Origin of the sequence: Pseudomonas sp. Ant30-3, from assembly GCF_000690905.1 — a bacterium.
Classification (GTDB): Bacteria; Pseudomonadota; Gammaproteobacteria; order Pseudomonadales; family Pseudomonadaceae; genus Aquipseudomonas.
Genome location: NZ_JMCL01000067.1, coordinates 1 through 20677, shown reverse-complemented (window position 1 = coordinate 20677; position 20677 = coordinate 1). Strand labels below are relative to the sequence as shown.

At 58.0% G+C, this 20677-nt stretch carries 10 protein-coding genes; 3 read left to right on the top strand and 7 right to left on the bottom strand.

The window, feature by feature from the left end; translation table 11 throughout:
• Nucleotides 1–31 precede the first annotated feature (31 nt).
• The 3 genes from DU29_RS1000000130975 to DU29_RS0117255 are packed head-to-tail and all read left to right on the top strand — an operon-like array spanning nt 32 to nt 11483.
• Nucleotides 32–4207, top strand: coding sequence for a neuraminidase-like domain-containing protein (locus DU29_RS1000000130975; protein WP_028622792.1), 4176 nt, complete (start codon nt 32–34; stop codon nt 4205–4207).
• Nucleotides 4204–8679, top strand: coding sequence for a SpvB/TcaC N-terminal domain-containing protein (locus DU29_RS0117260; protein ID WP_028622791.1), 4476 nt, complete (start codon nt 4204–4206; stop codon nt 8677–8679). Before DU29_RS1000000130975 ends, DU29_RS0117260 begins: the two co-directional genes overlap by 4 nt.
• A complete protein-coding gene (locus tag DU29_RS0117255) occupies nt 8676–11483 on the top strand; it encodes an RHS repeat-associated core domain-containing protein (protein ID WP_028622790.1) in 2808 nt (935 codons plus the stop codon). The genes DU29_RS0117260 and DU29_RS0117255 overlap by 4 nt, the downstream gene beginning before the upstream one ends.
• A 105-nt stretch (nt 11484–11588) precedes the next feature.
• On the opposite strand, the gene DU29_RS0117250 is transcribed toward DU29_RS0117255, so the two are convergent.
• The 7 genes from DU29_RS0117250 to DU29_RS0117220 all read right to left on the bottom strand — a co-directional run bounded on the left by DU29_RS0117250 (nt 11589) and on the right by DU29_RS0117220 (nt 20491).
• The gene (locus tag DU29_RS0117250) at nt 11589–13046 is read right to left on the bottom strand and encodes an N-acyl-D-amino-acid deacylase family protein (RefSeq protein ID WP_028622789.1); all 1458 of its coding nucleotides are present in this window, start codon (nt 13044–13046) and stop codon (nt 11589–11591) included.
• 1 nt (nt 13047) lies between these two features.
• Nucleotides 13048–13908 carry a MurR/RpiR family transcriptional regulator gene (locus DU29_RS0117245; protein ID WP_028622788.1) on the bottom strand — a complete coding sequence of 287 codons (861 nt, stop codon included), beginning with the start codon at nt 13906–13908 and terminating at the stop codon, nt 13048–13050.
• A gap of 14 nt (nt 13909–13922) precedes the next feature.
• Nucleotides 13923–15272, bottom strand: coding sequence for a GntT/GntP/DsdX family permease (locus DU29_RS0117240; protein WP_028622787.1), 1350 nt, complete (start codon nt 15270–15272; stop codon nt 13923–13925).
• 201 nt (nt 15273–15473) lie between these two features.
• A complete protein-coding gene (locus DU29_RS0117235; RefSeq protein ID WP_028622786.1) occupies nt 15474–16739 on the bottom strand; it encodes a delta-60 repeat domain-containing protein in 1266 nt (421 codons plus the stop codon).
• 194 nt (nt 16740–16933) lie between these two features.
• Complete coding sequence (locus tag DU29_RS0117230) at nt 16934–18379, bottom strand: SulP family inorganic anion transporter (RefSeq protein ID WP_028622785.1); 1446 nt, start codon at nt 18377–18379, stop codon at nt 16934–16936.
• A 203-nt stretch (nt 18380–18582) separates the two neighbouring features.
• Nucleotides 18583–19476, bottom strand: a complete 894-nt coding sequence (locus tag DU29_RS0117225; RefSeq protein ID WP_028622784.1) for an NAD-dependent epimerase/dehydratase family protein — start codon at nt 19474–19476, stop codon at nt 18583–18585.
• A 103-nt stretch (nt 19477–19579) separates the two neighbouring features.
• Complete coding sequence (locus DU29_RS0117220) at nt 19580–20491, bottom strand: LysR family transcriptional regulator (protein WP_028622783.1); 912 nt, start codon at nt 20489–20491, stop codon at nt 19580–19582.
• Nucleotides 20492–20677: the final 186 nt, after the last annotated feature.

Sequence of the window (20677 nt, the reverse complement as noted above, 5' to 3'; positions counted from 1 at the left end):
TCTTTCTTTTGCAAATATTCAAGGACTGAATATGACCAACCTACACATAAGACTTGATGAAAAGCTGCGGGATGCCCAGCTGGCCTACTACCTCAAAACAATCTCGCCCGCGGTCGCTACCGAAAACACTGCCAGGCTAAAAACCGTAGAGGACCTGAGCAAGTTTTGGTTGCTCGACATGCAGGTCAGCCAGCCGGTGGTCACGTCACTTGTTGCGAGCGCCATCGCCAGCCTGCAGCAATACATCCACAGCATTTTGCACGGCCTGGAACCCGGTTACGGCCCGGCGACGAAAACCCGAGAGCGAGTAAAAATCTGGACTGAGGAAATGAGCCGTTATTCAGTCTGGGCGGGCCACCAAAAATTATTGTATTACCCCGAAATCTACCTTGACCCCAACCTTAGAAATACCGACAGCGACAATTTCAAACAACTGATAAACGACATAAGCCAAAGCCGTATTCAGCCTGCCGCCATCGAGTCCGCAGTCAAGTCATACCTGACCCGCTTCGAAGAAGTAGCGAATCTGAAAATCCTCAATGGCTATATCGACGGCGCAGATTTCGCCAACAGCAAATATTATTTCATTGCCAAATCGCGATCGGAGCCTACTTATTTCTGGCGCTCGCTCAACATGGCGGAACGGCCATACAACGGCACGAAAACCGACAACGGTCAGCGTGTAAAACAGGACCATCCCGAACCGTACGCCTGGTCGGACTGGAAGAAAGCGGACATCCCTATTCCGCAGGACGCCATCGAGCACACCATTCGCCCTGTCTGGTTTAACAATCGGTTGTTCATTACCTGGGCCCAGTGCATTCATCAAGACCCGGCGGGTGTGAGCGGAGAGAAACGAGACCCCCAGTTGTTGATGAGTTATTGCTACAAGAAATCTGATGAGACCTGGAGCGCGCCGAGAACGGTCTTGAATAACTTCGTCAATAACGGCCAGCTTGGCCGGCAGACATCAAGACCAGTTGATGAAACGCCGTTGTCGGACCTGCGTCCTGAAGAACTGAAATCCCGCATCAATACGGTGTCGGTGCAAATCAGGGAGAATTCGCAAGACTTCTTGCTCATTGCCATCATGCTGTTTGAAGAGCAACGGGAATTAAAGTTACCTAGATCGCAATATGTCATCGGCGTATACGACATGCAAAATCGTGATGACCACATGCAAAACAACACGCCGCTTTTTTTAAGCAGTGTCAGCATTGATAAAAATTTTACTCACATTTCTGGCGCTCCTCCTCGAGGCACTAGCCTAAAAGAGGCTCTCTCCCAAGCGCACTACAAGCTGGCATATGAAATTCACAAACATCCCATAAATGAGCTGTCCGAACCGGTTATCTACCTGCAATCAAAACAGGAAAAAAATAACACGCAACGTGTGACCGCAAAACCTGACCTCGTCCACTCACCCAAATTGCCGCGCGGTGCAATAAGCTGCTACATCGATTATCAGCCCAACGAGTTAGATCTAACCATTCGTCTGACGCTTGACCCGACATTGCTTTCAAACGACCAGCAAGCTTCTATTTTTGTGGTCCGACAAACCATGTTAGGCAGCCCCAGGCAAATCACGCCACTGATCTCAGGAAAAGATTCATACCACGTCAAATTTAGCGATTGTGACCTGATTAGAACCAGTGAAGTATTCCAGTACGGTTTAACACTGCACGCCAGTGGTCAACATTGGTATGGCGGGAGCATCGCAGCGACCGCAATGGACAGCTTCAGCACGCCAAAACTCTCAAGCAACAATTCAGTGCAATATCTCGATTTTTCAGACTCACTGATTCTGCACAGCGATAACGGTTTGACGGAGCGTCAACCCATCAGGCTCAACACCCTGCTGGCTACCGAGCTCACAGGTCGTGCCGAGAACAGTCTCGACGAACTGTTCAGCCGGGAAACGCAACAGTTACAAGAACCGAAAATATTCGATACAGACCCCGATCAACCCATGGACTTTCATGGGCCCAATGGCCGCTATTACACAGAGCTGTTCCTCAACCTACCCTGGTTAATCGCCCATCAATTAAATGCTGAACGGCAATACGCCGACGCTGAAAACTGGATCAATCACCTCTTCGATCCGGGACTGAGGCAACCCCAATGCTGGAAGACTGTGCCCTTGACCGGCACCGATGTCCCGTCTTACGCCGCTCGCGCCCCGCATGATCCGCACATGATTTCCCAGAGCTATCCGGTGCACGCTCGCAAAGCGTTATACCTGCTCTATCTCGACATCCTGATCAATCGAGGCGATGCCGCGTACAGGGAGCTGACGCCAGACAGTCTCGTCGAGGCGAAGCTTTGGTACAGGCGAGCGAAGGCCCTGCTTGGCGCCCGCCCGGTTGTTCAAACGCTGGATCAATGGTCGGCCATCAGTTTGAAAGAACTGAGTGCGAACCCCGCCAAGGAGCGCCGGGCGCTTGAGAAGACGCTTAGGCGATTGAGCACCAACGGCCTTGCAGACGATATACAAGCCGCGCTGCCTGCTCTGCAGACTTCCGGATTTCTCGTACCGCTCAACCCGGAGCTGCTCAAGCGTTGGGACATTGTCGAGAGCCGCCTGGACAACCTGCAACATAGCATCGACATCAGCGGCAAGCCGTTGCATCTGCCATTGTTCGCGACACCGATCGACCCGACTACGTTAGTCAGTGTTCGCAAAACCGGCGCTTCTTATGGAGCCGATTCGCAACTGCAGAAACCCGTGCTCTCGCAGTACCGTTTCAAGGCGATGCACAGTCACGCCGTGAATGCGGTAGACAGTGTGATCCAGTTCGGCGCCACGCTACTGTCGCTGATCGAACGCCAGGAGCAGGCCCATGTGCAAGAACTCCAGCAACAACAAGCTTGGGACATGGCAAAAATATCCGTGGAGTTACAGACCCAGGCGCTGCGCGTGGACAGCAAAAACCGCGACTTCCTCAACGCTTGCAAGCAAGTCATCCAGGGGCGGCTGACGCACTATGATCAGTTACTGGAAAAGGATGTCACCCCGGATGAAGCCGAGGCTGGCCGCCTGTATTTGCGCAGCGCCGCCGCAGAAGTGGATTCATCAATTGCCCAGGTTGTCGCCGGCAGTCTGATGATGATTCCAAACATTTTTGGCCTCGCCAACGGCGGCGCGCGCTGGGAAGGCACCGCCCATGCCGCCAGCGCTCTGGCACAGCTGCGAGCTACGCAGCTCCGTGCCGAGGGCTCCCATCTCGAGCGCGGTGCACAGTTCGCTCGCCGTCGTGAAGAATGGACGTTAAATCGCAATCAGGCACAACTTGAGCTGGCTCAGATTGGCGCACAAATCGCGCAATCTGCCGAGCAGGAAAAGCTTACGCGCCTGCAGCTCAAACAGGCTGAAACAGCATTGACCCACGCCAGAGACAACTACGACTTTCTAAGCAAACGGTTTACCAACAAACAGCTTTATCAGTGGCTCAACAATCAACTTTCAACCTTGTATGAACAGGCTTATGAGGCGGCGCTGGACCTGTGCCTGGCGACAGAGGCCTGTTGGCAATACGAGTGCGCCGACTACACCAGTCGGTTCATTCAGCCCGGGAGCTGGAGCGCTACTTACCGCGGTCTTTCCGCAGGTGAGAGCCTCAAGACGCGCCTGATGAACATGCTGAACAAATTTCTGCAGGCAGACACGCGCGGCCTGCCACTCGAACATATCGTCTCCCTGAGACTTCTCAAGGACAAAGACAAGACCAGTGTGATCAACCGTAGCTGGCCGCAGATCAAAGCTTCGCTGCTGGAAGAAGGCAAATGTGATTTCGAACTCACCCACACGATGTTCGAAGAAAAATGGAAAGGACAAGGTCATTACCTGCGACGCATCAAGACCCTCAGCGTTACGATTCCGGGCATTGTGAGCCCGTACGAAAATATCAGCGCAACGCTGACGCAAACGTCCAGTTTGATGTACCTCACTACTGACACGAAGGCCACGAGCATCAAGGACACGCGCATCAAGCAACACATTGCGCTTTCCAGCGGAGACGACGACAGCGGTGTGTTTCACCTTGACCTTCTCGATGACCGCTACTTGCCTTTTGAATACACCGGAGCGGTCTCGACATGGACGCTGACCTTCCCCAATCATGCTGCACAAAAAGACATGCTTGATTCGCTCACCGACATCATCGTTAAAGTGAAGTACACGGCCAGAAAGTCTGGAGTGGCGCGATGAGTGAACAAGGCACGATGGCCGTCGCCGCTCCGGTATTGCCTAAAGGCGGCGGCGCCATTCAAAGCATTGGCAAAGGTTTTGGCACTGTCGGCGCCCGGGGTTCGGCCTCCTATGAAATCGCCTTGCCTATTTCGCCGGGACGTGGCTTCGCGCCTGACCTGTCGCTCAGCTACACCAGTTCAGTGGGTAACAGTGAGTTCGGCATCGGCTGGGGGCTTTCCTTGCCTGTCGTGGCGCGACGCACCAGCAAGGGTGTACCGGCCTATGCCGACGATGACGAGATCATCGGCCCCGGCGGGGTCGTGTGGATGCCCGAGCAAGGTGCTCAAGGCACGCTGACAACCACCGTCAGGCACTACAACGATCTGCAACTGGATACGGCGCACACCGTGATCCGCCACTTCCCGCGCCTGGAAAAAAACTTCGACCGAATCGAACACTGGTCCTCCAAAAACGACCGGCCGGGGTTCTGGCTGGTGCACGGCGCCGATGGCAGCCTTCACCTGTTCGGCAGGCAACCGGCATCGCGTCGCGCCGATCCCGAGCATGCGAACCGCGTTGCTGAATGGTTGCTTGAAGAAAGCATCAACCCGCACGGCGAACACATCCTCTATCGGTACACGGCGGATAAGGCACAGCGATACCTGAGCAAGGTGAGCTATGGCAATTTAAAAGCCAACGCGCACCTGTATTTATGGAAACCGGATCAGCTCGAAACGCTGCAATGGCACTTCGAACTGGTGTTCGACTACGGTGAGCGCAGCACGAATTATCAAGACAAACCGGCGTACACCGGGCAGCAATGGCAGACACGCAGCGACGCTTTTTCCAGCTTCGGGTATGGCTATGAAATCTGCACAGAGCGACTGTGCCGACAGGTGCTGATGTTCCATCGTTTTCCCGCCGAGTTGGGTAATGATCCGGTTCTGGCCAAACGCCTGTTGATCGAATACCGACCGACAGCGCTGGGTTATCAGCAACTGAGCAGCGCCCATGAACAAGCGTACGGAGCGTCGACGACCGCTGAAAATCACCCGCCCATGGAGTTTACCTACAGCCACTTTGAACTGTCGGCAGCCGCCAGCAACTGGCAGCCCTTTCACAACATGCCCGATATCAACGACGGGCAACGCTATCAATGGGTGGATTTGTACGGCGAAGGACTGGCGGGTCTGTTGTTACGCAACGGCCCTGGCTGGTACTACCGCGAACCCATTCGCGGCAAGGCCAACAGTGATGAGGTGGCTTACGACCAGCTGCGCGTCGTGCCCACATTGCCGACTGCTGCCTCCGCCAAAAAAAATTTTCAATCGCTGGGTGATTTGACCGGCGATGGTCGCCTGGACCTGCTCACTGCCGAGCCTAAGTTGAGCGGATTTTTCTCGCTGGACGCCGAGCGCAAATGGTCAGGATTTGCCACGTTCGATGCGTTCCCCATTGAGTTTTTTCAGCGCAAAGGCCGATTGGCCGACCTCATGGGTGCCGGGCTCAGCGACCTCGCCATGATTGGGCCGCGAAGCGTGCGGCTGTACGCCAACCGACGCGAGAAAGGCTTCGCTCCCGCCATCGAAGTGCCTCGTGAAAAAGATCAGGACAGTCTGCCTGTGCCCACATCCTCCCCCGGCGAACTCGTTGCCTTCAGCGACATGCTGGGCAGCGGTCAGCAACACCTGGTGCGCATTCGTCACGATGAAGTGAAGTGCTGGCCCAACCTGGGCCGCGGGCGTTTCGGCAAAGGTCGGGTGCTTGGCTCGCCGGGCCTTGCGTATGAGGCGTTCGATGCTTCGCGGGTTCGACTGGCGGATTTGGACGGCTCCGGCTCTACAGACCTGATCTACCTCGAATCACGGCACGCGCTCATCTTCATGAACCGCAGCGGCAGCGGGTTTTCGCCGCCGGTCAAGCTGCCCTGGCCCGAGGGCGTGCGCTTTGACGGATTGTGTCAGGTGAGTTTCGACAACCTGCTCGGGCTCGGCTGCTCCAGCCTGATACTGAGCACGCCGCACACGACACCCCGTCATTGGCGCTACGATTTTGTCAGTGCAAAACCTTATTTGCTGATCGGCGCCAACAACAATATGGGCGCCGCCAACAGCATCTGCTATCGCAGTTCAGCGCAGGAATGGCTGGACGAAAAAGTCGAGAAAATCGATGCCGGCAAGCCGCCCATCTGCCACGTGCCGTTTGCAATGCATGTGGTTTCGGAAACCGCGCAGCTCGACGAGATCACGGGCAATCGCCTGATGCAGACATTTTCCTGGCGCCAAGGCTACTACGATGGCGTCGAACGGGAATTTCGCGGCTTCGGCCTACTGCTGCAACTCGACAGTGAAAGCCATCCCGGCGATGCCTCGATGGAAGGCCTCACCACGCCATGCCTGACGAAGAGCTGGTTTCACACGGGGCAAGCGGTGGACATGTCCAGTGACGGTTTCGACGAGACAGACAAACACGCCACGCACCCGGGCCGCGCACTGCTTTGCCAATACCAGACCACCACGAATAGTGATGCTGCAATCGCGTCGCCCGACCCGGCGACCACTTTGGAAATGGCCCGCGCCCTGAGCGGTCATTTGCTGCGCACAGAGGTCCTTGCGGTCGAGCCAAACCTGGGAACCCGTACGCTTTATTCCGTTCAGGAAAACCGTTATCGGGTTCGCCTGCTGCAAGCATCGCAAGGTAAGCACCACTACGCGCGGATGTTGCCTTCAGTGCTGGAGTCAATCAGCTATCAGTACGAAGGCATCTCCGACGACCCGCAATGTCAGCACACTTTCAATCTGCGGCATGACCAGTACGGCGCCGTGATCCACAGCCTGAGCGTGAACTGCGCCAGACGTACAACCGCAGCCGATCCGCCACCCTTCAGCGATAGCGATCAACAGCAATGGTGGCGCGACGCTCATGACCGAGCGCAACAGTTTTATTACCTGAGCGAATCCCGTGCCGAATTTATTCATCTGGATACGCCCCAAGGGTGGCGACTGGGGTTGCCTTATCGCCAGCGCACCCAGGCACAGAAACGACCCAAATCGCCGGAGTATGGCGGGCTGTCGGCACAAGCCTTGACGTACGAAAAAGTGCTCGATTGGGTCAGTGAGTCGACTTGGGCTAACCAAAGTGATCTGACCGGTCTTTCGTTGCAGCGCTATCAGCACACCACAACCGGAGAAACCCTGGAGGACGGTGTCGCGCACTTCGAGGCCCTTGCTGATTTTCTGCAGACTGCCGAGCTCGACGAAACGGCGCTGAGCGCTTTCGAGGTGTTACCGCAAGAGAGTCGTCCCACAGCAGCGCTGTTAAGCCAACTGGGCTATCAACGCATGACGGATTTTTTTTCCGAATCCACGCCTGCAAGAAAATTCTGGTCGATCAAAAGCTTGTTCGCCACCTACGCCACCCTGGCGGGCCACTTCAAAATCAGGCGTTTTCAACCGAGCAAGAGCCACGGCGTGACCGAGGTTTTCTACGATAAATATCACTGCATGACCACCGAGTTCAGGCTGCCCGATGGCTGCACCACTAAAGCAACTTACGACTATCGCTCATTCGTACCACTGCGCATCGTCGACCCGAACGGCAACGTTCAGGAAGCGCGCTACGACAATTTCGGCCGTTTGCTGTGCAGCACTTTTTACGGCACTGCAGGCAATATACCCGTCGGCTTCAAACCGATCTCTGAGTACCAGCGTCCGGATTTCATCACCCCGGACGATGCCATTGCAGACGCTAAAGCAGCATTGCAAAAAACCGCCAACGCTACATTTGTAGCGCCGTTCAGCTGGATGGGATGCGTCTCTAAGGCGGCAATCAAAGAGGCTGACTGGCTGGCGCGCTGTATCACCAACGGCGATTTGCTGCACGGCGGTTTCATTTGCAACCGTGGGCGAGATCGTCTGGCGGGACTTGCGGACGTTTCTGCCGATGACAAGAAATTAAAGCTCGAAATCGACAAGTCGCCCCGAGAGCCGGTGCACGCGGCCACGCTGAGCGCCGATCGTTTTCCCAACGACATGCAGCAGCAAATCCGCATCAGCGTAACGTGCCTGGATGGCTTCGGCCGAACATTGCAGAGCAAGCAACTTGTTGAACCCGGTCTCGCTTACACGGTGAATGCAACGGGTGGTCTGACGCAGGAAAACGAGAAACCGCTAGAGCAAGTCGCAGCGATGCGCTGGCGGACAAGCGAACGGGTTGAATACAACAACAAAGGATTGGTCATCCGTACTTATCGGCCCTATTTTGCCAATCACTTCAAGTACATCAACGATGTGGCCTTGCGGCAGTTCGGTCACTACGACCTGCAGTTTTACGACGCACTGGGGCGGCCGACCCGCACGCGACTTGCAGGCGACGTTTCCTTTATGCGGCGGCAAACCCGACATCCCTGGTACACCATCGAGGAAGACGAGAACGATACCCTCGAAGAGATCTCGCCCAAGACAACTGCCCTGTCCGGAGGTGACGCATGAGCGCGCAATTGCACCGCAAAACACCGACGCTCAACGTGATCGACAGCCGAGGCCTGACTGTTCGGCAAGTGGCTTACTGGCGCAGTGATGCAGCAAAAACTGCGCAGGCGCGGATCACCCGCCACGAGCATGACGTCGCTGGACAGCCGATCGCACATTGGGACCCCAGACTGTTTGGCCAGACCACAAAAGCCAACCTGACGAACATCCATAGTTTGTCGGGCAAGTTGCTCATGACGGACAGTGTGGACGCCGGGTGGCGTGTGAACTTGCCCGGGGACGCCGGCCACGTATTACGTAGTTGGGATCAACGCGGCAGCTATCAGCAGACAACTTACGATAACCAGCTCAGACCTGTTTGCATTGAAGAGCAAGCAGTCGATCAAGTATTACGCGTGGTCGAGCGATTGAACTATGGCGACAATTCGCAAGCCTCTGCGGCGAGCAATTCGTGCGGCGCACTGACCCGTCACGATGACAACGCTGGGACGCTGCTGATCAGCGAATATGCACTGTGCGCCAAGCCGCTGGCTCAGACGCGACGCTTCCTGCTTGATCCGCAGTTGCCCGATTGGCCTGCCAATGCGATCGACCGAGACGGCTTTCTTGAAGAGGGAGATGGCCACGAAACGACCTGGGGATATGACGCACTGGGCGAGTCCGTTCAGCAAGTGGATGCCGGCAAACATCAGCAGGGCTTTGAATTTGATGTCGCGGGCCAACTCAAAACAATCAGCCTGCTGATCAAAGATACAAAGGTAGCAACGACCGTTATCAAGGATCTGGTCTACAACGCAGCCGGTCAGGTCGAATCGCAAACCGCCGGCAACGGCGTGACAAGCCGCGCGGTATTCGATTCCGCCAGCGGGCGCATGACATCCCTCAGTGCGTCCGTGTCCACGAGCACTTTGCAGGATTTGCACTACACCTATGACGCGGTCGGGAACGTGCTGCGAATCGAGGACAAAGCGCAACCGGTACATTTCGGCAGTAATCAGAAAGTCAAAGCGATCAGCGCGTTTACTTACGACAGCCTGTACCAGTTGACTAGTGCTACGGGTCGGGAATCGGCGGTCCAGACAACTCAACTCCATCTCGCCGCCACCAGCAGGTCACCGATTGATGCGCAGCAACTGTTCAATTACAGCGAACATTATCAGTATGACGCCGGCGGCAACCTGACCGAACTACGGCACGCTCGCGACGGCAACAACTACACCAGAACATTCAAGGTCGCGGCTGCAAACAATCGCCTGCAATCCTGGAACAAAGGCGATACCACGCCCGATATAACGTCGGGCTTCGACGCCGGCGGAAACCAGCAGCAACTCAACCCGGGCCAGGTATTGGAGTGGAACACCCGCAACCAGCTCAGCAGCGTGATGCTGGTCGCGCGTGCAGAGGGACGCGACGACATCGAGCGCTATTACTACGACAGCAGCGGTCAACGTGTACGAAAGGTGCAAACTACCTATGCGGCATCAATTGTTCATCAACGAGAAGTCCGCTATCTGCCGGGACTCGAAATCCGCACCCGCAGTAACGAGCGACTGGAGGTCATCACCCTGCAAGCCGGTCGGTGCAGCGTACATTATCTGCACTGGACCACTGGCCGACCGGCCGGTATCGCTGCAGATCAAATGCGCTACAGCCTCGATGATCACTTGGGGTCGAGCTCGCTGGAACTCGATGACCAGGCCTGGCTGATCAGTCAGGAAAGTTACCTGCCGTATGGCGGAACGGCCTGGGCAGCATCGCGTTCGGCACTAGAGGCGGACTACCGGACCATTCGATATTCCGGAAAAGAACGCGACGCCAGCGGACTTTATTACTATGGGCACCGTTATTACGCACCGTGGTTACAACGCTGGATCAGTCCTGATCCTGCCGGGGCAATCGATGGTTTGAATCTGTATTGCATGGTTGGAAACAACCCGGTGAAATTTGTCGATCATCAGGGCTTGATGCGGGACGAAGACCTCAGAGAATTCGAAACGTGGGGAAGGGCTCGCTCGCAGGAGATAATGGACTCGGCTCAGGGCGACTATTCCTATCGCCTGATGCCGGATAACTTTGACAATACGTCCGACCAAATCTTGAACGAAGAATTATTGAGCAGAGAATTCCTGGCTCACTCCTATGGCTATGTAGCGTCTGCCGAAATCGGGATGAGCGACTTTTTCAACCTTCCCAAACCTCAAGGCAGTATGCGGGGATACAGAGGGGTAGATCCGCACTACGACGGTAGCGCCCGCACCAGCTCGCATTACTTGAATTACGGCACGTTCAAGATCAGTAATACCGCTGATTACGTGGCGGATCTTAGCGCTCGGTACGATGCTGCGAAAAATGACATGTTCCATGGCCTGCAGATAGCTGACGAGCAGTTGAGAGATTCCCCGACGTTAAGCCGGCTTGTGGAGACCGCCCATCAATTACAACAAGCGACTCGAGACTGGATCGGCAGTCACATAGAGAACGTCGGCGGGATCATGCCGCAACTCGCGGGCGGGCCCGGCAGCCATGCTGAAGTTCGCTTCACCAATACGGTGGTTGCGCTTTATCCGGATAGGGCGGAAAGAATGCTTTCCGACACCACGGTGTTCACCGACACATTATCCCGCGGAGAGGCGCCTCAGCCGTTTCCCGGCTGCTTCAATTGCAGCGGCATCATCCCGGCGGCGGTCAATATACCGACCGGTCGCAATAACCCCGACTACGCCGGATACAACCAGACCGTCCAGCAGATAAACACTGCGCCACCCCTGCAGCGCACGGGCGCTATACGACGGCGGCGAAGATGACTGACGCTGCGGGTTGACTCGCTACCATCACCCTGCGCCAGCTCCTGCATTGGGATAAAAATCTCGCAGGAGCTGCCGCAGCTGCGATCCTGTAACGTCACGCCATCAAGAAAACCCCTCGCGCAAATCCCCCTCCCTCGCCAGAAACCGCCCTTCCCTCCTCCCGTTCGCCCGACCTTCGCAGTAACTCAAAACCCCGTTCACCCACACACCATCAATACCCTCAGCCGCGCGCTGCGGATCAGTGAAATCGGCAACATCGCGAATGGTCAGCGGATTGAACAACACCAGATCGGCCCAATGTCCTTCCCGGATTTCGCCGCGTTGCTGCAAGCCAAAGCGCGCCGCCGAGAGCCCGGTCATTTTGTGCACCGCCGTGTGCAGCGCAAACAAACCAACGTCGCGACTGTAATGCCCAAGCACCCGTGGGAAAGCGCCCCACAAGCGCGGATGCGGGAACGGGTCTTCGGGCAAGCCGTCAGAGCCGACCATCGATAACGGATGCGCGAGTATTTTTCGTACGTCCGCCTCATCCATTCCGTAATACACCGCGCCGGCGGGCTGCAATCGGCGGGCGGCATCGAGCAGCGGCACGTTCCACTCGGCAGCAATGTCGATCAAATCACGCCCGCCGAATTCCGGGTGCGGCGTGGACCAGGTGATGGTGATGCGATGAGCGTCGGTGACCTGCTTGAGGTCCAGGGTCGAAGAGCTGGCCGCGTAGGGATAACAGTCGCAGCCGACCGGGTGAGATTTGGCCGCCTCCTCAAGCGCGGCAAGCAGCTGCGGGCTGCGTCCCCAGTTACCGGCGCCAGCACATTTCAGATGGGAAACAATCACCGGGGACCTGGCGTGTCGGCCAATCTGAAACGCTTCGCCCATGGCTTGCAGCACCGGCTCGAATTCGCTGCGCAAATGAGTGGTGTAGACCGCACCGAACGCTGCCAGCTCTTCGCTGAGCTGCATGACTTCATCGGTGGAGGCCGAGAAGGCGCTGGCGTACGCAAGCCCGGTGGATAACCCCAACGCGCCAGCCTCGAGACTCTCACGCAACTGCTTGCGCATCGCGGCGATTTCTTCCGGCGTCGCCGTGCGCAACAGGTCATCGAGATGATTGCTGCGTAACGCGGTGTGGCCGACCAGTGCAGCAACGTTCAGCGTGGTGTTCGCCGCTTCCACGGCATCGCGATAGTCGCGAAAAGTCGGGTAAACGAAGGCGGCAGCGGTGCCGAGCAAGTTCATCGGGTCCGGTGGATCGCCCTTCAAACTCACCGGCGAAGCACTGATCCCGCAGTTACCGACGATCACCGTGGTCACCCCCTGACTGAGCTTGGGCAACATCTGCGGCTGACGAATAACGACCGTGTCGTCATGGGTGTGCACGTCGATGAAGCCCGGCGCGAGCACCCGACCCGCGGCGTCGATTTCTTCGCGGGCGCAGGCGTCGTGCAAGTCGCCGATGTGTTCGATGCGACCGGCAAGAATCGCCACGTCGGCGGTATAGCCGGGGGTGTTGGTGCCATCGATAATCAGCGCGTTACGGATCAGCGTGTCGTACTTCATGTCAGTCTCCCAGCGGCAAGTGATCGTCGCCGCCGCGGTAGTCGTCGAGGGCGAGTTTGATCCGCCGCAGACGTTCTTGATTGTCTTCAGGATGGGCCAGCGCCAGTTCGGTGGCGAGCACATCGATGGCCAGCAGCATGCCGTAGCGCGCGGCGGTGGGCTTGTAGATGAACGATGTCTCCGCGCCTTGCAGCGGCAGCAGCACATCGGCCAGTTGCGCCAGCGGCGAATCGGTTCGGGTGATCGCCAGAATCGGTGCACCGTAGCTGCGGGCGAGTTCGACGGCTTCGAGCAATTCCGGGGTGATGCCGGTCAGCGAGCAGACAATGACAGCGTGCTCGGCGCCGAGGCTGGCGGCGGTGACGCGCATCATCACCGGGTCGTGGCACACCGCAATCGGGTAGCCGAGACGCACCAGGCGCACCTGCAATTCGTCGCTGCACAGGGTCGAGCATCCGCCCATGCCGAACGCGTGAATCATCCGCGCCTTGCCGAGCAATCTGACCGCATCGGCAAAACGCGACTCGTCGAATGCCGACAAATGCTGGCGCAACGTCGACTCGATATCGCCGACGATCTGCCGGTAAAACCCCGACTGCTCAGGAGTGCCCGCCGGGTCGAGAAAACGACTGCCGACCCCGCTGGCCTGGGCCAGTTGCAGGCGCAGGTCGCGCAAGTCACGACAACCGACGGTGCGCGCAAATCGCGAGAGCGTCGCGGTGCTGACTTCCGCGCGTTGCGCCAATTCATCGAGGCTGGCGGCCGAGGCAAACCCGACGTCGTCGAGCATCAGGCGGGCGATGCGGCTTTCGCCAGCGCTGAATGAGTCCTGACGGGCGCGGATCTGGTAAAGAATGTCCAAGGCAGCGGCTCCGGTTAGATCAGGTATGAAAGACCAACAGTGAGGGCGAAAGCCACCACCGAAATGATGGTCTCCAGCACTGTCCAGGTCTTGAAAGTCTGGGCAACGGTCATGTTGAAGTATTCCTTGATCAACCAGAAGCCGCCGTCGTTGACGTGGGAAAAGATAACCGACCCCGCGCCTGTCGCCAGCACCAGCAGCTCCGGATGCGGATAACCCAGACCAATGGCCACCGGCGCGACAATCCCCGACGCGGTCGTCATCGCCACCGTGGCGGAGCCGGTGGCAATGCGCATCAGCGCCGCGAACAGCCAGCCCATCAACAGCGGCGACAGGTGAAATTCGTGGGCCAGGCTGACGATCTGATCGGTGACGCCGGCGTCCACCAGAATCCGGTTCAAGCCTCCGCCCGCGCCGACCAGCAAGGTGATGCTGGCGGTGGGTGCGAGGCATTCGTTGGTGAATTTGAGGATCGATTCACGGCTGAAGCCCTGCGCGATGCCGAGTGTCCAGAAGCTCAACAACGTCGCCAGCAGCAAGGCAATGACCGAGTTGCCGATGAACAGCAGAAACTGATTGAAACCGCTGCCGGGCGTTGAGATCAGGTTGGCCCAGCCGCCCACCAGCATCAGCACCACCGGCAGCAGAATGGTCGCCATGGTGATGCCGAAGCCCGGCAGTCGAGCGCGCGGTTCACGGTCGAGAAACTGGCGCTCGAGCGGGTTATCCGCCGGCAACTGAATACGCGGCACAATGAATTTGGCGTACAGCGGACCTGCGATGATCGCCGTCGGAATGCCGATCAGAATCGCGTAAAGCAAGGTCTGCCCCACCGACGCCTGATACGCCTGCACCGCCAGCATCGCCGCCGGGTGCGGTGGCACCAGCGCATGCACAACCGAGAGCCCGGCGACCATCGGCAAACCGACCATCAGAATCGACACGCCGACGCGCCGCGCAACGGTAAATGCAATCGGCACCAGCAGCACAAAACCGACCTCGAAAAACAGCGGCAGCCCCACCAGGAACGCAATGCAAACCATCGCCCAGTGCGCGTTCTTCTCGCCAAAACGATTGATCAAGGTGCGCGCCATCTGCTCGGCGCCTCCGGACTCGGCCATCATCTTGCCGAGCATCGTCCCCAGCGCGACTACCAGCGCAATATGCCCCAGTGTTTTGCCAACTCCCGCCTCGTACGCGCCGACCACACCGGACGGCGGCATCCCGGCCAGCAGGGCCAAACCGATGGAAACCAGGGTGATGACAATGAAGGGGTTGAGTCGGTAACGGGCGATCAGAACGATCAGCGCGATGATGGCGATGGCGGCATACACCAGCAGCCAGTAGCCGAAGGAAACGGTCATGCGGTACTCCTCGAAAGGGTCACGTCGAATGGTTTGTGAAACTCATAAATCATTTCGAGAGGTGATATTCAAACGAGGTGAAAGTAATTTTCGTGGAGAGATAAAGGTTGTCGCGCAGAGGTATGTCAGCGCATGGAATATGAAAATCACGCGATGTTATTTACATCATCCGATCTCCATATCCCACCCGCTGCAGATCACTCAGTGCTTTATGTAGCCGAACAGATATCCCGACCCGAGACCGAGCGTGTTCGCAGCCAGAATCGTCCGTCCATTGGTTTGTGTCCGCACAAACACCTGCTGGGTAAGCAGGGAATACTCTTCTTCTTCGATCAACCCATTAACTCCGAAGGTGCGATCAATGGCGCCATGGGCGTCATACCGGACCATATAGAGGCGGTTAGGCCCGCCAGCGCAGACAATTTTCCCGTCGGCCTGGATGTGGGCGTCGAACCATCCACTGCCCAGTTCTTCCACAAATGAAGTCAACACCGGGCTGCCGTTATTGAACTCGGGATAACCACCACCGCTGCTGTCGAAACCGACCAGAACCGCCCAATCCTTGTCGCCGCTGATCTGGCCGACACCAATGACCTTGTCTTCGGCAGCAGCGAGCAACGTGTTGAAAGTCACTGCGGCGCTGCCGAGCTGCATGGTCGAAAAACCGGGCACATCGGGCCCGCCGAACGTTAGGTCCAATACACCTGCGTCCGAGTAACGCGCGACGTATCCTTGCACATTTGCGTTTGCTGGCTGTGCACCGCCCGCGACCAGAATCTGCTTGTCGGCCTGCACCCTCAAACCGTTGGCCGTGGTGCTGGTAAAGACCGCATGCTTGATTTCGAGCAGGCCGCTCGCGTTAAAACTACGATCGAGATTGCCTTGACTGTCGATGCGAACGAGTAGGCCGGTGGAGTGACTGCCGTTTTTGTAGTTGGCGCTGACGAGGACTTTTCCATGAGGCAGCAAGTGCACGTTGCCGGAGTCATCATCCAGCATGCCAAGGTGGGAGGGGTCGATCACCACATGACCCTCGTTGCCAAAACCACGGTCAATCGAGCCTTGATCGTTGAACCGCGTGATCACCAGAATTCTCGGCCCGTCTGCAATCCGGCGCATCCAGCCCAGCATGATGATGAGGCCAGGGGCTTGAAACGCGACTTTACCCGCACCGCAATCATAGCTGCCGGCAACGCTGCCGAGTGCCAACCCCTGATCGGCGAATGTTGCGTCGAGGTTACCGTTGGCTTCAAGCCGGATCAGGCCGATGTGGCCAATCAGATGACGAGCCAATGACGCCGCAATGAGGATTTTATCGTCGCTCAACACGTCAATGCCTTTCACTTGACGATCAATGTCGAGGTCGTGAGGAAGCATCCCAAGGTTGAATTCACTGTTGACGCCAAACAGGGGGTCGCGGTGAGCGGACGGAGCGAAAGATGCGGGGCGATCGGAAGTGGTTTCCATCTGGTTTTACCTTAGTGATGAAGTCTGTTGAAAAGAACATCACCAATAATCGCTATCTCTGCAGTCTTGGTTCACCGCTGCACCGCTCGATCAGATAAAGCGCGTTTATCAGTTCGGGAATTCTCCGGGCAGGCAGTTGGCCCTGTCTACTGTCAGATCTGACAGTAGACAGGGCCGCGGGACTGGCTCAGTGTTCAGTCGTGGTTCACCCGCGCGCGCTTGAGCAGCTTCTTGCAGCGCTCCGACAAGTGCAGCACGCGCAGGTGTTTGCCAGCCTTTGCGTAGCGCTCGCGCAGGGTCATCAGCGCGGCGATGGCCGAGTAGTCGACAAAGCTCAGGTGCCGGCAGTCGATCGTCACCACAGCCGGATCATTGGCCGGGTCGAACTGGTTGAGAAAAGGCGCAGTCGAGGCGAAGAACAGCGTGCCGTGCAGGTGGTAGAGCTTGCTGCCATCGGCTTCGAGGTGCGCGTCGGCATACAGCTCGCGCGCCTGCTGCCAGGCGAAATTGAGTGCCGCGATGATGATGCCGCAAAGCACGGCCGTCGCCAGATCGGTGAACACGGTGATGATCGTGACCGCGACGATCACCAGCACATCGTTCAGCGGTACCTTGTTCAGCACGCGCAGCGACGCCCAGGCGAAGGTCTGTTGCGAGACCACAAACATCACGCCGACCAGTGCGGCCAGTGGAATTCGCTCGATCAGCGGTGACAGGAACAGGATGAACAGCAGGATCAGCACCCCCGCCACCACTCCGGACAACCGCCCGCGGCCACCGGAACTGAGGTTGATCACGGTCTGGCCGATCATCGCGCAACCGCCCATGCCGCCGAGCACCCCAGAGACCATGTTCGCCGCGCCCAGCGCCACGCATTCGCGATCGGGGAAGCCACGGCTTTCGGTGATTTCGTCAGTGAGGTTGAGGGTCAGCAGGGTTTCCAGGAGACCGACCAGCGCCATCAGAATCGCGTAAGGCGCGATGATGCGCAGGGTGTCCAGGGTCCATGGAATATCGGGCAGGGCGAAGGTCGGCAAGCCACCGGCGATGTGCGCCATATCGCCCAACGTGCGAGTGGGCAGGCCGAGCAGGTACACCGCCAGCCCTACGCCGAGGATCGCTACCAGCGCTGGCGGCACAGCGCGGGTTAGACGCGGCAACAGGTAGACAATGGCCATGGTCGCAGCGACCAGCCCTGCCATCAGATACAACGGTGGGCCGGTCAGCCAGCTTTCGCCGCTCTTGAAGTGTTCAAGTTGCGCCAGCGCAATGATGATCGCCAGGCCGTTGACGAACCCGAGCATCACCGGGTGCGGCACCATTCGCACCAGTTTGCCCAGCTTGAGCAAACCGAACGCGAGCATGATCAGGCCGCCAAGCAATACCGTGGCGAGCAGATATTGCACACCGTGTTGCACCACCAACGCGACGATCACTACCGCCATCGAACCGGCCGCGCCCGAGATCATCCCCGGTCGCCCGCCGAACAGTGCGGTCAGGGTGCAGATGATGAACGCGCCATAAAGCCCCATCAGCGGGTTGAGGTGGGCGACCAGGGCGAAGGCGATGCATTCGGGGAGCAAGGCGAAAGAGGTGGTGAGTCCGGCCAGGACATCGGCGCGCAGACGTTGTGGTTTCATGGGGGCGGGACACGGCGAGGAAATGAGGTGCGGATGTTACGGAATTGAGGCTGGCGGGGCCAGTTGCTGAGAATCTGAAAATGCCTTCGCGAGCAGGCTCACTCCTACAATAGGTCTTCAATGAACACAAATTTTGTGCCCGACAGAAACCTACTGCAGGAGTGAGCCTGCTCGCGAAGGCAGCACCGCGGTCTACAGCGAACTCAGACCATCTCGTCCCGAATCCACTCAACCACCGACGTCCGCTGCGGCGCCCAACCGAGCAACTCACGCGCGTGCTTGCCGCGCACCCGGCTGTTGGAGCCCAGGCCGTAATTGGCCATTTCATAACCCCACTCGGCCTCGGCTTCTGGCAACGGCCAGTCCTGCGGCGCACCCAGTTTCAACGCTTCGGCAATCGCGGTGGTCATCTCGATGAACAACGCCTCACCGCTTTCGACAAAGTAGAACGTGCCCGCAACGTTCTTGTTCAGCGCCAGCAGATACAGGGCAACCACGTCTTCAATGTGCACGTTGGACCAGATGTTCTGCCCCGTACCGACATGCCGCACCACCCCGCTTTTGCGCGCCTGTTTGAGCAGCCGCGGCAACTGCACGCTGTCGCGCATGACGCCCAGGCTGTGGCCGTAAATCAGCGTATTGCAGATGACGGCCGAGTTCACGCCATTCTGCGCGGCGGCGAGGATCAGATTGTCGATGGCCACGCGATCAGCCTTGTCGACGGTCGGCTCCGGCAGGTTGTCTTCGTGGTAAATGACATCACTCGATTTGCCGCCCGAGGCATCGCCGACGATGCTCGACCCACTGGTATGCAGAAACACTTTATGCGAGCCGCGCAATGCATCGAGCAACGCTTCGACCGCGCCGCGATGGTCGCTGCTGGCGGCGTTGATCACGGCGTCCGCAGCGCGAGCCTGTTCAGCCAATAGTGCGCTGTCGTCAAGAGTGCCGATCACCGGCGTGATGCCCAGCGCGCTCAATTCATTGGCTTGTTCGACGCTGCGTACCAGGCCCGCGACGGTGTGGCCGGCACGGACCAGACCGGTGGCGATGGAGCCGCCGATGAAACCTGCGGCGCCGGTAACGAATACGTTCATGGAGAAACTCCCTGCGTGGATAAGTGATGCAGCGAGTATCCGGCAGTCACCGCTGCCGAAAAATCCCCGCTGACCCAATTCACTCTTGCGCAGGAGTCACGAATCAGCCGGCGAAATCAGCAAGCGCATACTTGGCCAATTTGCCCTGGATGAAGTCCAGGAAGCATTGAATCCGCAAAGCCAGCTGCGAGTTGCGGTAGTACACCGCGTTGATCGGCTGACGATAGCCGCTGTTGAACTCCGCCAACACCGCTACCAAACGCCCGGCGCGGATGTCTTCGATGGTCATGAAATGCGACAGGCTGGCGATGCCCTGACCTTCGAGCGCCAGATGCCGCAGGGTTTCCCCGCTGGATGCGCTGATCGACGCCTCGATCGGCCAGCGATCGCCATGCAAGTGTCGCAGCGGCCAGTGGTTGAGACCTTCATTGTGGGTGAACCCCAGCAACGTATGGTTGGCCAGATCGGCCACTTGCGTCGGCGCACCGTGTTGTTCCAGGTACGCCGGGCTGGCGACGATGTGCAACGGACTGCAGCCCAGCGACCGCGCGTGCAGCGTCGAGTCGGCCAGCGCGCCGATGCGGATGGCGATGTCGGTGCTTTGCTCGAGCAGGTCGATGATCAGGTCGTTGCTGTTGAGTTCCAGTTGAATGTCCGGATACAGCCGGCGGAACTCATCGATGTACGGCACGATGGCGTGCAGCATGAACGGTGCGGCGGCATTGATGCGCAGACGTCCAGAGGGGGTTTGCTGGCGCGAGGACAGACGCTCTTCGAGCTCTGCCATCTGATCGAGAATCAGCTTGGCATGTTCGAAAAAGTACTTGCCCTCCTCGGTCAGGTCCATGCGTCGCGTGGTGCGGTTGATCAGCGTGGTGTCGAGTTTCGCCTCCAGCCGCGACAACGTGCGACTGACCGCCGACGGTGTTTGCCCAACCTGCTCGGCAGCAGCGGAAATCGATCCGCACTCAATCACGCAGACGAAAATCTGCAACTCATCGGATCTGGCTTTCACGTGTGTCCCTTATCGATAGTCCGGCGCCGCACCACTCTGGAGAAGGAAACCAATGTGGCGAGGGGATTTATCCCCGTGGGGCTGCGAAGCGCCCTAAAAATGGGACTGCTACGCAGTCCAACGGGGATAAATCCCCTCGCCACAAAAGCCCCTCGCCACAGGTTCAGGCATTCGATAGTAGCCGAG